Genomic DNA, 11,690 nt, shown 5'->3' with positions numbered 1-11,690 from the left:
AAGCTTACGACGCGGTCTCCGTCAAAACCGCAAAATCCCGTTCTCCAGCACGACGCCCGTGCTCCCGCGCTGCCCCTTGACGAGCTCGATCCGCGTGCGGCCCTCGGACAGGAGCATGATCCCACCGACGAGCGACCCGGCGCCCATGGCGAGCGTGACGAGGCCGATCGTGCGGACCGCGCGGACGTCCTGCGCCGGATTCGGGTTCTCGGGCGTGGGGGTCGTGTCCATTGTAAAACTCGCGGCCGTGAACATGGTGCCGCCGAGGCCGAGCACGACGCCCAGCGTCGTCAGCAGGATGCCTCCCGTGAACCGCGCCAAGCTGACGCCTTTGACCCGCGCAGTCACGGGGCCCTCCAGGTCATCGAGCCGGAAGGACGAGGTCGGGAACATGCCGGGGCCGCTGATGAAGAACCGATGACCGTCCCGGCCGTCCACGAGCTTATCGCACGGCGCCCGGCACATGTATTTCGTGATCGTATTGGGTCCAACGAACTCTGGCTGCTGGTACCCGCCGCCCACCTCGCCCTCGATCCGCGCGAGCTCCAGCTCGGGCCAGTTCGATTCGATGTGGACGAGCGGCACGCCCGGCCCGGGCGCGAGCGGCGCCGCCGACGCGGGCGGCGCGGGCGCGGCGGGGCCCTGGGGACCGCCCACGATCTTCGCGATCTCGCTCCAGGGGATGACGCTCTGCTCCCCCGCGACGATGACGATGACGCGCTGCCCCGGCTCGACGTTCACGATGGTGCCGCGCATCGTGCTGCCATTCTTGAGCTGAATCTCGGCGGCGTCCGTCTCGACCTCGGCCGCGACCTCGTCCGCCCGCGCCACACCTGCGAACGAAGCGCCCACGAGCGCCACCACCCCTACGCACCGTGCAACGAAGCTCATGGCTACGTCATAGAGCAAACGAGCGCGCGCGTGAAGAGCAGACGAGCAATCCCAGGCATATTCGTCCCTGGGCAAGGCGGGGCGCTGGCGCTAGGGCCCTTCCGAGGGGGAGGTCGCATGAAAGCCGTCGTGTTTCACGGAGTCGGAGACATCCGGCTCGATGACGTGCGCGAGCCGAAGATCAAGGAGCCGACGGACGCCATCGTCCGCCTGACGGCGAGCGCGATCTGCGGGACGGATCTGCACTTCGTCCGCGGGACCATGTCCGGGATGAAGCCGGGCACGATCCTCGGGCACGAGGGGGTCGGTATCGTCGAGGAGCTCGGCAAGGACGTGCGGAACCTGCGGAAGGGCGACCGCGTCGTCGTCGCCTCGACCATCGCCTGCGGCGCCTGCTCGTATTGCCGGGCTGGCTACCAATCGCAGTGCGACAAGAACCCGAATGGCAAGCAGGCCGGGACGGCGTTTTTCGGCGGGCCCATCCAGAGCGGCCCGTTCGACGGGCTGCAGGCCGAGTTTGCCCGCGTCCCCTTCGCGAACGTGGGCCTCGTCAAGCTACCCGACGGCGTGAGCGACGATCAGGCGATCCTGCTCTCGGACATCTTCCCCACGGGGTATTTCGGCGCGGAGATCGCCGAGATCACGCCGGGCGACACCGTGGCCGTGTTCGGCTGCGGCCCGGTGGGGCTCTTCGCCATCGTGAGCGCGCAGATGCTCGGCGCGGATCGGGTCCTCGCGGTCGACACGATCCCCTCGCGCCTCGAAATGGCGCGCGCGCTCGGCGCCGAGGTGATCGATTACAACGAGGAGGACCCGGTCGAGACCATTCTGCGCCTGACCGACGGGATCGGCGTGGATCGCGCGATCGACGCCGTGGGCGTCGACGCGAACCGGCCGCACGCGGGGCCGGCGAAGGTCCACCGCGAGGACAAGAAGGAAGCCGAGCGAATGCTCGAGCAGGTGGCGCCGAAGACGAACGAGGACGGCGACAACTGGCACCCGGGCGACGCCCCGTCGCAGGCGCTCACCTGGGCCGTGGAGGCGCTCGCGAAGGCCGGGACGCTGTCCATCGTCGGCGTTTATCCGCCGCAGATGAAATGGTTCCCCATCGGGATGGCCATGATGCGAAACCTCACGGTGAACATGGGGAATTGTCCGCATCGCCGGTACATCCCGAAGCTCCTCGATCACGTCGCGAGCGGCGTCGTGGATCCGACGAAGATCCTGACGAACCGCGAGCCGCTCGTCTCCGTGATCGACGCCTACAAGGCCTTCGATCGGCGCATGCCCGGCTGGGTCAAGGTCGAGCTCTCGCCCGGCGCCGCTCCGGCGAAAAAGGCGGCCTGATCGCCGCGCGGCTCGGGGGAGATCCCGAAAAGCGCGATGTTGAGCACGCACATGATGATGCCGAAGAAGTGGAGGCCGAGGAAGATGGCGATTCCGAGGTGGAGACCGAGGACCGCCGCGAGCCAGAGCCTCCGCGTGCGACGCGGCCAGATGAAGACGCAATAGCCGATCTCGATGGCGAGCGTGGCAAGGCAAGCGAGCTGTGCGAGCGCGGGGTGATGGGCGAGCCAGGACATGTCGAACCTGCGATACCCCGGGAACGAAAGGGCCCGGAAGATGAGCTCTCCGTTCCACCAGTCGATGAACGCCGCCTTCTCCACGCCGCTCGCGAAATACGAGATGCACAGGTGCATTTGCATGAGCCGTAGCCCGATCCGCGCCCCCGCCGTGGGCGCGCGCGAGGCACCCAAGAGGAAGACGTCGAGCGAAGCGGCGCGACCGACCGGGACCCAGATCGCGTAAAACAGAAAGATGTGCGCATACAGATCCACCCCGTACCTCAGCGGGTCGGCGCTGTTCATCAGCGTCCAGTGGAGAAACCACGCGAGCGCGGCGGCGGCCCGCGTGAAGAGGCCGAAACCGAGCATGACGAGGGCCACGACGTAGGCGGCGCCGATCGCACGAAGGCCCGCCACTTCGCCGACGCCGAGCGGGGACAACCAGGCGAGCAGATCACCCGTCCGTGGCCCGAACAGGGGGCCGAAGGCGCGGGCCAGATTCCCCTGGAAGAGGCCGTCGCGCGAGAACCAATCGAGGAACTCCGCGTGGACGACGGCCGCCTGCACGAGGAGCACCGAGGCGAGGCCGATCCGCAAGGCCGCGAGGGGCCTTGCCGTGGCCGGCGCGAACAGGAACACGTCGAGGGCCCGGCACGCGCCGGCCCTCGGGGACGAGTCATCCAGGATCGGCGCTTCCATGGCGTGCCTCCGGCCGCGCTTGCGGCTTTCGGAACCTCGCATCGTAGACTTGGGTGACTCGTGGCTCGCGGCCGCTCCGGTGCTCGTCCATCAAGACGGCCACGAAATACTCGACGCGCACGACGACCTCGCGCGCCTCGGGGTGCCTGTCGAACATCTTCGCGGCGAGTGACTTCGCCAGCTCGCGCCGGAGCTCAGGATCGGCCGTCTCGAACGCGTCCGCGATGTGCGCGACGCGGATCTCGGCCTCGTGGCTCGCCCCTGTGCCGAGGGAGCGCGTGCTCCGCCGGCCCTCGGCGTCGATCACGTCCACGTGGAGCACGAGCTGGCCATGATCCCTGGACGTGAAAAAGTCGTATTCACATTCGGCGCCGGAGGCGAGTCCGTAATGGTGGAGGAGCCGCCCGATGGGCCCGACGTCGCCGAGCTCCACGCCGGCCGCTCCCAGCGTCACGAGGAGCAAGTGGGCGGCGACCAGGACGAGCAGCCATCGGCGCGGTGTCGATCGCATGGTGGTTCCTCCCAGCGCCGCCCGCAGGTCCTCCCTGCGGGCGGCGCTCCTCGGAAAACCTCAGTGGTCCCAGCCGCCATGATGCCGGCCGCCGTGATCCCAGTGGCCGCGATCCCAGCCGCCGTGATCCCAGTGGCCGCGATCCCAGTGGCCGCGATCCCAGTGGCCGCGATCCCAGTGGCCGCGATCCCAGTGGCCGCGATCCCAGTGGCCGCGATCCCAGTGGCCGCGATCCCAGCCGCCGCGATCCCAGTGGCCGCGATCCCTGCCGCCGCGATCCCTGCCGCCGCGATCCCACTGCGTCCCCAGCGCGGCGCTCCCCTCGTCCACGTTCTCGTTGACCTCCTCGTCCACGGACCCGTCGACGAGCGCGTCCACGTTTTCCTCGACGAGGCTCGGCTCGTCCTCCCCTGAAGGGATATCCGCACGCGCCGCGAGCGGCGCCGCAATCACGGCGACGCCTGCACCGGCGACGCCAGCCACGAGCAAAAATCGAATGAGATGAGCAGCCATGATTCCCCCTCCTTCACCGCAACGTGCGGTTCGCGGCGCGGAACGGCAAGTGCAGCCTCAGGCGGATGGCTCGTCATGCTCGCCGACACAAAGGCGCCGCCCGCCGAAAAACCCGGCGGGCGGCTCACCTGTCCCTCTTGCGATGCTCAATACGGCGCGAATGGTCTCAATGCCACCGGTCCCAGCGATCGTGGCGACGATCCCAGCGATCGTGACGACGGTCGTAGCGATCATGGCGACGATCGTAGCGATCGTGACGACGATCGTAGCGATCGTAGCGGCGATCATAGCGATCGTGGCGACGATCGTAACGATCGTGGCGACGATCGTAGCGATTGTGCCATTGCGTGCTCAGGGCTTCTTCGGACTCGTCGACGTCTTCCTCGGATTCGGTCAAGGCGCCTTCGGCTCCGCCCAGGTCCTCGTCGTTGAGCTCCGGCTCCGGCGCCGGGATGTCCGCCCGAGCCTTGGACGGCACCGCCACCACGGCGAGCCCCGCACCAAAGACGGAAGCGACGAGTAGAGAGCGAATGAACTTCTTGAACATGAACCCCCCTTCCTGCCCGGAACGTGCGGTCGCCAGGCGGAACGGCAAGTGTCTCCCAGCGCAGGCCGCTCGCATGGAGGCTTCGCCGTCGCCATTCTCGGCTCCCGCCTCGGCCTCTTCCTTTTCCCCTCGCGGGATGCTCCCGTCTTTCGGTATCCTCCGCCCGATGAAGAAGCTCCTCAACGCGCCTTCCGATCTCGTGAAGGAGGCCCTCGCGGGCATGGCCCTCGCGCACCCGGACCTCCTCCGCGTCCACGTCGACCCGGCGTTCCTCGTGCGCGCCGATGCGCCCGTGCGGGGCAAGGTCGCGGTGCTCTCCGGGGGCGGCAGCGGGCACGAGCCTCTGCATGGGGGGTTCGTCGGGCGCGGGATGCTCGACGCCGCCTGTCCCGGCGCGGTGTTCACGAGCCCCACGCCCGATCAGATCCTCGAAGCCACGCGCGCGGTCGACGGCGGCGCGGGCGTCGTCCACGTCGTCAAGAACTACACCGGCGACGTCATGAATTTCGAGATGGCCGGCGAGCTCGCGCGCGACATGGGGATATCCACCGAGACGGTGCTCGTGAACGACGACGTGGCCGTGCAGAACAGCCTTTACACGGCGGGGCGTCGCGGCGTCGGGACCACGGTGCTCGTCGAGAAGATCTGCGGCGCCGCGGCCGAGGCGGGGCGCGCGCTCGCGGACGTCGCGGCCCTCGGCCGGCGCGTGAACGAGCACGGGCGCAGCATGGGGATCGCGCTCACGCCGTGCACGGTTCCGCACGCGGGAAAACCCTCGTTCGAGCTCGGGCCGGACGAGATGGAGGTCGGGATCGGGATCCACGGCGAGCCTGGCCGAAGGCGCGCGAAGATCGAATCCGCCGATCGGATCACGGAGATGTTGATGGAGCCTGTCCTCGACGATCTACCGTTCCGTGCGGGAAAGGACGTGCTGCTCTTCGTCAATGGCCTCGGCGGCACGCCGCTCCTGGAGCTTTACGTGGTATTCCGCAAGGCGCACGAGATCGCGGCGGCGCGGGGCCTCCGGGTCGTGCGGAGCCTGGTCGGGCCGTACATCACGTCCCTCGAAATGGCGGGCGTCTCGATCACGCTGCTCGAGGTCGACGAGGAGATGGTCCGGTACTGGGACGCGCCCGTGCACACGGCGGCGCTGCGCTGGGGGGTTTGACGTGGGGAGCGAGGTATTGAACGGGGACGCCGTGGCCCGGTGGATCGAGCGCGCGGCTGGGCTGATCGGGGACAATGAAAAATACCTGACGGAGCTCGACGCGGCCATCGGCGACAGTGATCACGGGGCGAACATGGCCCGGGGTTTTGCGGCCGTGCGAGGCAAGCTCGCGGGGCATCCGCGGGACGATGTCGGCGCAATCCTGAAGACCGTGGGCATGACGTTGCTCTCGACCATCGGCGGCGCGAGCGGACCGCTCTACGGGACCTTGTTCCTCGAAGCGGCGAAGGTATCGGCAGGAAAAGCGGAGCTCGATCGGGGGGCGATCCTGCAATCGCTCTCGGCCGGGCTCGCGGGGATCCAGAAGCGCGGCAAGGCCGAGCCGCTCGACAAGACGATGGTGGACGCGCTGGGGCCGGCGATCCGCGCATTCGAAGGCGCCGAGGGCGTTTCTCTCGCCGAGGCGCTCGGGCGGGCGGCCGAGGCGGCGCGGCAGGGCGCGGAGGCGACGATTCCGATCGTGGCGCGCAAAGGACGGGCGAGTTATCTCGGAGAGCGGAGCGCGGGCCATCAGGATCCGGGCGCCACGTCGATGTGGCTCCTGCTCCGGAGCCTCGCCGAGGCAGCGGCGGAATGAGCAAGTCGACGGTCGGGCTCGTCCTCGTCTCCCATAGCCGTGCGCTCGCCGAGGCGACACGCGCGCTCGCCACGCAGATGACGGGCGACGTGGTCCTCGTCGAATGCGCGGCGGGCGTCGGCGAGGCGGGCGAGGAGCTCGGCACCGACGCCATGGCCATCGTGGCGGCGCTCGAACGCGCGGCCGGCGAGCGAGGCGCGGTCGTGTTGATGGATCTCGGCAGCGCGCTCTTGAGCGCCGAGACCGCGCTCGATCTCGTGGATGCGTCGATCGCGGCGAAGACGCGCCTCTCGTCGGGACCGTTCGTCGAGGGCGCGGTTGCCGCAGCCGTACGCGCGGCGGGCGGCGGGACACTCGACGAGGTCGCCGCCGAGGCGCGGCGGGGGCTCGTGGCCAAGGAGGAGCAGCTCGGGGAGACCGCACCTGCGACCGCCCCCGCGCCGATCGAAGAGAGCGCGGAGAACGTGTTCTTGGAGGACGCCGTCATCGGGGACGAGCACGGCCTGCACGCGCGACCTGCGGCGCGGATCGTGTCCCGTGCCTCCCAGTTCGACGCGAAGGTCGCGATCGAAAATCGAACGAACGGAAAGGGACCGCGAGCGGCGGACAGCGTCGTCCTCCTCGCGGGGCTCCAGGCGCGGCGGGGTGATGTTCTGCGAATCGCCGCCTCGGGGCGGCAGGCGGAGGCCGCCGTCCGCGCCGTCGCAGCCCTCGTGCGCACGTTCGGCACGACGCCCGACGCGCCCCCGCCGCCTGCGCCTGACAAGACCACGAACAATCGCGGGATCCCCATTGCCCCAGGCGTGGCTGTGGGCCCATGTGTCCGCCTGGAACGCGCCGAGATCCGTTTCTCGCATTCCTTCACCGAGAATCCCCCCGCGGAGCGCGATCGGCTCACGGCCGCCCTCGACAAGGTCGATGCGGAGATCCGCGGCTCGCTCGGTCGTGACGACATGGCGACCCTGCACGCCACGTTGCTCCGGGATCCCGTCATCCTGCAGACGGCCCGCGATCTCATCGCGAACCATCACCAGAATGCCGCTTCCGCTTTCCATGAGGGGATCGAGCGCGCAGCCATGGCCCTCGCAAACGCGGACGACGCCTACATGCGCGCGCGCATCGCCGACCTGCGCGACATCGAGCTTTCCGTCCTGCGCGCGCTCGGCGCCGCGCCCGCGGCCGTCCTTCCCGAAGGCCCGCCCGCCATTCTCCTCGCCGACGAGCTCTTGCCGAGCGAAGCCGCGCGCCTCGATCCCGCCCGCGTGCTCGGCGTCGTCGATTTGCGCGGCGGACCGACCTCGCACGCCGCGATCCTCCTGCGAGGCGCGGGCATTCCCGCGGTCTTCGGCGCCGCATCCATTTTGAAGGACCTGCCCGAATCCCCTGCCCGCCTCGGCCTCGACGGCGCCACGGGCGAGGTGTGGATCGACCCGGCCCCGGATCTCACGGCCGATCTCGAACGACGCCGCGCCGAGGAACACGCGGCGCGGCTCCCCGCGGCGACCTTTCACGGCAAGGTCACCCTTCCCTCTGGCCCCACGGTCGAGCTCTGGGCGAATGCCGCGAGCGCGCTGGAGGCGCGCGCGGCCAAGGAAGCAGGCGCCTTCGGGATCGGTTTGCTTCGCACGGAAATGTTTTTCCTCGACCGCAGCGACGCGCCCGGCGAGGACGAACAAACGGAAGCGTATGCCGAGGTCCTCGCCGCGTTCCCCGGCGCGCCCGTCGTGATTCGCACGCTCGACGCGGGCGGGGACAAGCGTTTGCCTTGGCTGCACGTTCCCCCCGAGGAAAACCCGTACCTCGGCCTCCGCGGCATTCGCCTCTCCCTCGATCGGCCCGAACTGCTGGAGACGCAGTTCCGCGCGATCCTCCGGGCCGGGCGAGGCCGGGAGGTGCGGATCATGATCCCGATGGTATCGACGGCCTCCGAGATCGAAGCCACGAAGGCGGCCCTCGCGCGGGCCGCGCGCGCGCTCGACGCCGCGGGAAAACCCTACCTCTCGCCCGTCCCGCTCGGCATCATGGTCGAGGTGCCGGCGGCGGCGCTCCTCGCGGATCGGCTCGCGCCGCACGTCGATTTCTTCAGCATCGGGACGAACGATCTCACGCAATACACGCTCGCGGCGGAGCGAGGTCATCCGAGGCTCGCCGCGCTCGCGGACGCGGGACATCCGGCGGTGCTGGAGCTCGTGGATCGGGTGGCGAAAGCGGGTCGGGCCGCGGGGCGCGCCGTGTCGGTCTGCGGCGAGGCGGCGGCCGATCCGAAGCTCGCGGCGACGTTCGTCGGGCTCGGGATCACGCGGCTCAGCATGGGTCCGGCGGCGATTGCACGTGTGGCCGCGGCGCTCGCGACGGTCCCCGCCGCGAACGGCTGAGGTTTCGCCCCATGAACGAACCCCGCTACGCGCTCCCCCGCTCGTTCCTTCCGATTCGCACGGCCCACCTCGCCGGCAAGAAGGCCGCCGGCGTCAAGGAGGTCCTTCACGCCGGCGAGATCGTGATCACCACGGGGCGCCTCGTGGCCTGCGATCCGATGATGCAGCCCGAGCGGCCCGCGTTCGAGCGCCTCCTCGCGCCGGGGAAATACCCGGTTCATCTCTTCATCGCGAAAGAGGGATCGGTGATCGGATTCGCCGAGATCCGCCTGCGGAGCGCGGCCATCGACCATTTCGAGCTCGCCACCCTCGCCGGGCAGAATGCGGCGACGCTCGGCGAGCTGCGGTTCTTCGGTTATCCCGTCGACGCGGGGCTCGGCTGCTTCGCCGACGAGGTCGCCCTGCGTCACCTCCGCGATGCGGACGCCGCGCGCCAAAAGGCGCAGGGGCCCTCGTATGGGAGCTACTACGACGTCGTGTCCCCCGAGCTCCGCGCGAATGGAGGCCGGTGGGTGGATCATCGGCCCCACGGGAGCACGGGCGAAAACGTGATGATGTTCCGCTCGGGAGACGGTGACGGGACGTATGCGACCTATTTCGGCATCGACGCTGCCGGCGAGGTGGCGTGTGTCGTCACGAGCTTCAACGTGTTCGCGGAGCCGGTCTCCCGGGATCGCAAGCTGCGGGACCTCACCGAAGTCTTCGCGCCGTTCGTGGCCGCGATCGAGCGGGACATCGGCGCCACGCTGCGGTCGAATGGTTTTTCGGAGCCGAACGCCGCTTACAAGGTGAAGTCGGACGGGGGCGAGCTCGATCTCACGTACACGCGCGACGGGCTCTCCTTCCAGGTGCGAGCCACGGCGCTGTATCGGTCGGTGTCGGGCGCCCATTTCCGCTGGACGCGAGGGCGCGCCGTGCTCGACGTGGGCAACGAGCACCACAAGGCGGGCGTCCCGCTTGCCCTGCCGAGCGCCTTTGCCGTGGGCGCCGCGGCTTATGAATACGCCGCGAAGATCGGGGCCACGTACGCGGCGCGCTGGGACGCGCTCGAGCCGGCGGTTCTCGGGTACCTGCCGATCAAGGCCCCCAAAGCGAGCAAGCGATGACGCCGGCTTCGCCAGGATTCATTTGCGCCCCTGCTCTTTCCCTTTCCCGTCGCGCGCGGGTGGGGCAAACGGTGGCAGCTCGAACTTGGGCACCTGCAACGCCAGCTCGACGGGGAGGTTTTCCCTCTTGCCGGTCCTGAGGAATTCATAGACCGCCTGCTTCGCCGCCGGGTCTTCGCGAAGCTGGTAGAACGTGCCGTCGTGGCCGGCGCGATGGACGAAGATCGCATGGCCGTTCGGGAAATGAGGCAGCAGGCTCCGGGTATTTTCGATCGGCGTCGAGGTATCCCAATCGCCGTGCACGAACAACACCGGGATCGCGCTCTCGACCGGCTCTCTCAGCGCATCACCCATGTCGCGGGTCGGCCAATCGGGCGCGGAAGCGATGTTCGACTCGAAGTTCCATGTGCCCAGCATCTCGACGGCCGGATCGCTCCGAAGCTCGCGCTCGCGGGCGGCCGTGACGCCCAGGCTGCTGTCGACCAGGGGCCCGATCAGCTTCGTCTTGCTCGCCTGGCGCTCTTCGATGACTTCGCGTGCCCAGGCTTCGTAGTGCCCGTGATAGAGCGACAGGAGGAACGCCGGCCATCGCTCGCCTTCCTGCGTATGCGAAAGCAGGGCGAGCTGAAGGTCTTCCGACCCTAGAACCACCGTGCGCTTTCGTCCGGCCTCGTCGTCGACCTGCACGCGCACCGGATCCTCGGCGAAACGGAGGCGCAGGGCGCGCACGGCTCCCATCAATCCGCCCGCGGGCAGATAAGGCGCGAGCCCAGGATCACGGTCGGCGTCGTCAGCGATACGCTGCAGCGCCGCGAACACGTGCGAGGGCATGTCATAGCCATTGTTCAACGGCTCCACGCCCGACAGCACCGCGCGCGCGACGATCTCGGGATGGAGTCTCATCACCGCCAGACTCCACTGAGAGCCGAAGCTCCCTCCGAACAGGCTGATCCTGTCATAACCGAGCGCCCGGCGAAGGTCGTCCACGTCCGCGGCGAATTCACCGATGTCGTAGCCCGAGAGGTCCTTGTCGGGGTTCGCGGCAATGGCCGCCCTGGCGAGCGCGCGCATGGCCTCGGCTTCCGCGCGGGCCGAACCAGGCTGATCCAAGGGCAAGGCTTCGCTGGTCGCCTCGAGCATTTCGCCGCGACGCGTATAACCGCGCTGTTCGATCACGACCAGGTCAGCGACGGCGCCGAAGGTCAGCCAGGACCGCAGTCGGCCCTTTTCAGCCTCTTCGGTGAATGCACCAAGCACGCTGAGACCGGGCCCCCCCGGCAGCCAGAACACTGGCGGCGCGCCCGTGGGCTGAGGCGCCTTGATGCGGGCAAAGCCGACGCCGATCAGGCGGCTGCCGGGGTTTCGCCTGTTCTCGGGCACATACAAGGTGCCGATCTCGTAAGGCACAACGGCGCCGCTCTCACTCCTGACAGTCCCTCGCTCCACGACAATCTCACGGGGCTTCGCGGAGGCATCCACGAATGCCGGCGCCGCGGTCGGGGGTAACGAGGGGGATGACCGGTTCGTCTGGCTTGCGGAATTGCAGCCAGCCATGAGCAGGACGGCGACGAGGACACGCAAGGAGTGCATGGGCCGAATCATCTGGGCCCTACCACGCGTCCCGCGCGGCAGGCAACCGTCGCAGCGCGGAAACGGCGGCGGGAGTTTGCTCTTGGGT

The 11,690-nt window shown here is 69.0% G+C and carries 11 protein-coding genes; 5 read left to right on the top strand and 6 right to left on the bottom strand.

Annotated elements, in window-relative coordinates:
- Window positions 1–21: 21 nt before the first annotated feature.
- Window positions 22–891: a hypothetical protein gene (locus QHF85_RS08295; RefSeq protein ID WP_281326538.1), complete on the bottom strand. Its 870-nt coding sequence runs from the start codon at window positions 889–891 to the stop codon at window positions 22–24.
- Between the two features lie 117 nt (window positions 892–1,008).
- Between QHF85_RS08295 and QHF85_RS08290 the strand changes: the two genes are divergently transcribed.
- Window positions 1,009–2,238 carry a zinc-dependent alcohol dehydrogenase gene (locus QHF85_RS08290; RefSeq protein WP_281326537.1) on the top strand — a complete coding sequence of 410 codons (1,230 nt, stop codon included), beginning with the start codon at window positions 1,009–1,011 and terminating at the stop codon, window positions 2,236–2,238.
- On the opposite strand, the gene QHF85_RS08285 is transcribed toward QHF85_RS08290, so the two are convergent.
- From QHF85_RS08285 to QHF85_RS08270, 4 genes are all read right to left on the bottom strand, one after another.
- Window positions 2,154–3,155: a hypothetical protein gene (locus QHF85_RS08285; protein ID WP_281326536.1), complete on the bottom strand. Its 1,002-nt coding sequence runs from the start codon at window positions 3,153–3,155 to the stop codon at window positions 2,154–2,156. The two genes, QHF85_RS08290 and QHF85_RS08285, sit on opposite strands and share 85 nt — an antisense overlap.
- Window positions 3,133–3,666, bottom strand: coding sequence for a hypothetical protein (locus tag QHF85_RS08280; RefSeq protein ID WP_281326535.1), 534 nt, complete (start codon window positions 3,664–3,666; stop codon window positions 3,133–3,135). The genes QHF85_RS08285 and QHF85_RS08280 overlap by 23 nt, the downstream gene beginning before the upstream one ends.
- Before the next feature lie 60 nt (window positions 3,667–3,726).
- Window positions 3,727–4,179 carry a hypothetical protein gene (locus tag QHF85_RS08275; protein WP_281326534.1) on the bottom strand — a complete coding sequence of 151 codons (453 nt, stop codon included), beginning with the start codon at window positions 4,177–4,179 and terminating at the stop codon, window positions 3,727–3,729.
- Between the two features lie 166 nt (window positions 4,180–4,345).
- Window positions 4,346–4,726, bottom strand: a complete 381-nt coding sequence (locus tag QHF85_RS08270) for a hypothetical protein (RefSeq protein ID WP_281326533.1) — start codon at window positions 4,724–4,726, stop codon at window positions 4,346–4,348.
- Between the two features lie 166 nt (window positions 4,727–4,892).
- Here QHF85_RS08270 and dhaK point away from each other — a divergent pair, with 166 nt between their 5' ends.
- From dhaK to QHF85_RS08250, 4 genes are read left to right on the top strand one after another with little or no spacing between them, the layout of a single operon-like run.
- The gene (dhaK, locus tag QHF85_RS08265) at window positions 4,893–5,894 is read left to right on the top strand and encodes a dihydroxyacetone kinase subunit DhaK (RefSeq protein WP_281326532.1); all 1,002 of its coding nucleotides are present in this window, start codon (window positions 4,893–4,895) and stop codon (window positions 5,892–5,894) included.
- Window positions 5,895–5,925: 31 nt separating this feature from the next.
- A complete protein-coding gene (dhaL, locus tag QHF85_RS08260; RefSeq protein WP_281326531.1) occupies window positions 5,926–6,531 on the top strand; it encodes a dihydroxyacetone kinase subunit DhaL in 606 nt (201 codons plus the stop codon).
- Complete coding sequence (gene ptsP / locus QHF85_RS08255) at window positions 6,528–8,906, top strand: phosphoenolpyruvate--protein phosphotransferase (protein ID WP_281326530.1); 2,379 nt, start codon at window positions 6,528–6,530, stop codon at window positions 8,904–8,906. Before dhaL ends, ptsP begins: the two co-directional genes overlap by 4 nt.
- 11 nt (window positions 8,907–8,917) lie before the next feature.
- A complete protein-coding gene (locus QHF85_RS08250; RefSeq protein WP_281326529.1) occupies window positions 8,918–10,012 on the top strand; it encodes a DUF4241 domain-containing protein in 1,095 nt (364 codons plus the stop codon).
- An 18-nt stretch (window positions 10,013–10,030) separates the two neighbouring features.
- Here the strand turns inward: QHF85_RS08250 and QHF85_RS08245 are convergent, their stop codons facing one another.
- On the bottom strand, window positions 10,031–11,419 hold the full coding sequence (locus QHF85_RS08245; RefSeq protein ID WP_281326528.1) for an alpha/beta hydrolase: 1,389 nt from the start codon (window positions 11,417–11,419) through the stop codon (window positions 10,031–10,033).
- Window positions 11,420–11,690: the final 271 nt, after the last annotated feature.

This window comes from Polyangium sp. 6x1 (assembly GCF_029946515.1).
In the GTDB taxonomy this organism is placed as follows: domain Bacteria; phylum Myxococcota_A; class Polyangia; order Polyangiales; family Polyangiaceae; genus Polyangium.
The sequence above is the reverse complement of the archived record's forward strand: the minus strand, read 5'-3'. Positions and strand labels throughout refer to the sequence as shown.

Excerpts from the sequence above, each read along its gene's own strand:
- QHF85_RS08295 (WP_281326538.1), bottom strand. The coding sequence starts at position 891 with ATGAGCTTCGTTGCACGGTGCGTAGGGGTGGTGGCGCTCGTGGGCGCT.
- QHF85_RS08290 (WP_281326537.1), top strand. The coding sequence starts at position 1,009 with ATGAAAGCCGTCGTGTTTCACGGAGTCGGAGACATCCGGCTCGATGAC.
- QHF85_RS08285 (WP_281326536.1), bottom strand. The coding sequence starts at position 3,155 with ATGGAAGCGCCGATCCTGGATGACTCGTCCCCGAGGGCCGGCGCGTGC.
- QHF85_RS08280 (WP_281326535.1), bottom strand. The coding sequence starts at position 3,666 with ATGCGATCGACACCGCGCCGATGGCTGCTCGTCCTGGTCGCCGCCCAC.
- QHF85_RS08275 (WP_281326534.1), bottom strand. The coding sequence starts at position 4,179 with ATGGCTGCTCATCTCATTCGATTTTTGCTCGTGGCTGGCGTCGCCGGT.
- QHF85_RS08270 (WP_281326533.1), bottom strand. The coding sequence starts at position 4,726 with ATGTTCAAGAAGTTCATTCGCTCTCTACTCGTCGCTTCCGTCTTTGGT.
- dhaK (WP_281326532.1), top strand. The coding sequence starts at position 4,893 with ATGAAGAAGCTCCTCAACGCGCCTTCCGATCTCGTGAAGGAGGCCCTC.
- ptsP (WP_281326530.1), top strand. The coding sequence starts at position 6,528 with ATGAGCAAGTCGACGGTCGGGCTCGTCCTCGTCTCCCATAGCCGTGCG.
- QHF85_RS08250 (WP_281326529.1), top strand. The coding sequence starts at position 8,918 with ATGAACGAACCCCGCTACGCGCTCCCCCGCTCGTTCCTTCCGATTCGC.